Source organism: Hyphomicrobium sp., assembly GCF_035687085.1.
Classification (GTDB): Bacteria; Pseudomonadota; Alphaproteobacteria; order Rhizobiales; family Hyphomicrobiaceae; genus Hyphomicrobium_B.
Genome location: NZ_DASRYS010000016.1, coordinates 1 through 2,416 on the forward strand (window position 1 = coordinate 1; position 2,416 = coordinate 2,416).

1 protein-coding gene is annotated in these 2,416 nt (G+C 64.1%); it reads left to right on the top strand.

The features are described from left to right. Positions 1 to 2,323: AMP-binding protein (locus VFG26_RS14420; protein WP_325026515.1), on the top strand; the 2,323-nt coding region annotated here is incomplete at its 5' end. Positions 2,324 to 2,416: the final 93 nt, after the last annotated feature.

Here is a 2,416-nt window from a genome sequence, read left to right on the forward strand (position 1 = left end):
CGCCGCCTTCATGACGCTGGTCGGCATCGCGGTCGCGGCCCTGCAATTCGAAAAGGTCCCGGTCTCGATCCTCTTTGCCGGCCTCGGGGTCGCGAACCTCATCGTCGTCGCCCTCGTACTGAGAGCCTGGGGCGCCGAGGGTATCAAGGACGTCGTCGTCTTCCTGTTCAAAACGTGCTTCGGACTGGAAGTTCGCGGTCTCGAAAACCTGCCCAAGCCGGGCGAGCGCGCCATCATCGCGCCGAACCACGTCAGCCTGCTCGACGCCGGATTGCTGAACGGCCTTCTGCCCTCACACAGCGCCTACGCGGTCGATACCGGGATTGCCCAGACGTGGTGGGCGAAGCCGTTCCTGAAGCTCGCACAGTTCTACACCATCGATCCGACGCGTCCGCTCGGCATGCGTCACCTGATCCAGGCCGTCAAAGACGGAACCTCGCTCGTGATTTTTCCCGAAGGGCGTCTCACCGTCACCGGCGGGCTTATGAAAGTCTATGACGGGACCGCGATGATCGCCGACAAGGCGGACGCGCCCATCATTCCAGTTCGCATCGATGGCCTGGAGCGCTCGCACTTCGGCTACCTCAGCAAAGCGCAAACAAAGAAGGTCTGGTTTCCACAAACCACCGTGACCATTCTCCCGCCCGTCCGGTTGAAGATCGATCCCGCGCTGCGCGGCAAGGCCCGGCGGCAGGCGGCAGGCGCGGCACTGCAAGACATCATGACCGATAGCGCCGTGCTGACGACCCCCATCGACCAGACGCTATTCGAAGCGCTCGTTCTAGCCCGCGAGACGCGCGATACCGGCAAGGCGGCAATCGAGGATCCGCTCGGCTCCAAGCTTTCCTACAAGAAGCTGATCATCGGTGCCCAAGTCCTCGGCGCCAAGCTCGCGCCGATGCTGCCGCCTCCCTCTTCTGCCGTCGGCGTGCTGCTGCCGAATTCCGCCGGCGTCGCGGTGACGTTCTTCGCCCTGCAAACGATCGGCCGCGTTCCCGCGATGCTGAACTTCTCCGCCGGCCCCTCGAACGTCGTCTCCGCCTGCAAGACGGCAAATATCTCCGTCGTGCTCACCTCCCGCGCCTTCGTCGAGAAGGGCCATCTCGAACCGCTCATCCAGGCGATCGAGCCGGTCGCGCGCGTCATCTATTTGGAGGACATTCGCGCGACGATTACCTTTGCCGACAAGGTCAAAGGCCTCACGCAGGGCGGACGTCCGCAAATCCAAACCGATTTCAACGCGCCCGCCGCCATCCTCTTCACATCGGGCTCGGAAGGAACGCCGAAAGGCGTCGTGCTCTCGCACCGGAACATTCTGGCCAACTGCGCCCAGAGCCTCACGCGCGTCGCCTGCAACGGCACGGACAAGGTCTTCAATGCACTGCCCGTCTTCCATTCGTTCGGCCTGACGGCGGGCCTATTGATGCCCCTTATTGCGGGCGTACCCGTCTATCTCTATCCGACGCCGCTGCATTACCGCATCATTCCGGAACTCGTTTATCAGTCGAACGCCACGATCATGTTCGGCACGGATACGTTCCTCGCAGGCTATGCGCGCGTCGCCCATCCTTACGACTTCGCGCGCGTGCGCCTCGTGCTCGCAGGGGCCGAGGCCGTGAAGGAGCGCACGCGCCAGCTCTACATGGATCGTTTCGGCGTGCGCATTCTCGAAGGCTACGGCGTGACGGAAACCGCGCCCGTGCTCGCAATCAACACGCCGCTCGCCAACAAGGCCGGCACTGTCGGCCGCCTGTCACCGCTGATGGAAGCCCGCCTCGACCCTGTCCCCGGCATCGAAACCGGCGGCCGCCTCTACGTGCGCGGCCCGAACGTGATGCTCGGCTACTACCGCGCCGAAAATCCGGGCGTTCTCGAGCCGCCCCACGACGGCTGGCACGACACCGGCGACATCGTCGAGATCGACGCGCAGGGCTTCATTACGATCAAGGGCCGCGCCAAGCGCTTCGCCAAGATCGGCGGAGAGATGATTTCCTTGTCGGCCGTCGAAGCGCTCGCCGCCGAACTCTGGCCCCAGCAGATAACCGTCGTCGTCGCCCTGCCGGATCAGCGAAAAGGCGAACGCCTTGCGCTTCTGTCGACGGACGCGAGCATCACGCGCGAAGCCTTCGCGCAGTTCGTGCGCAGAAAGGGCGTGAGCGAACTCATGACGCCAGCAGACATTCTTGTTGTCGGCAAAATCCCGCTGCTCGGCTCCGGCAAGCCCGACTACGTCGCAGCGCTCGAGCTTGCAAAGCAGACGCTCTCTGCGAGATCACAGCCGTCAGACGGCGTCGAACAGCGGCCCCTCACGCCGGCCGTCTGAGACGTACGCGGCAAGGGCCTGCGCCATCACCGGAGCCAATAGAAACCCGTGCCGGTAGGCGCCGTTGACGCGAATGATGGCGCCTGCCTCTTC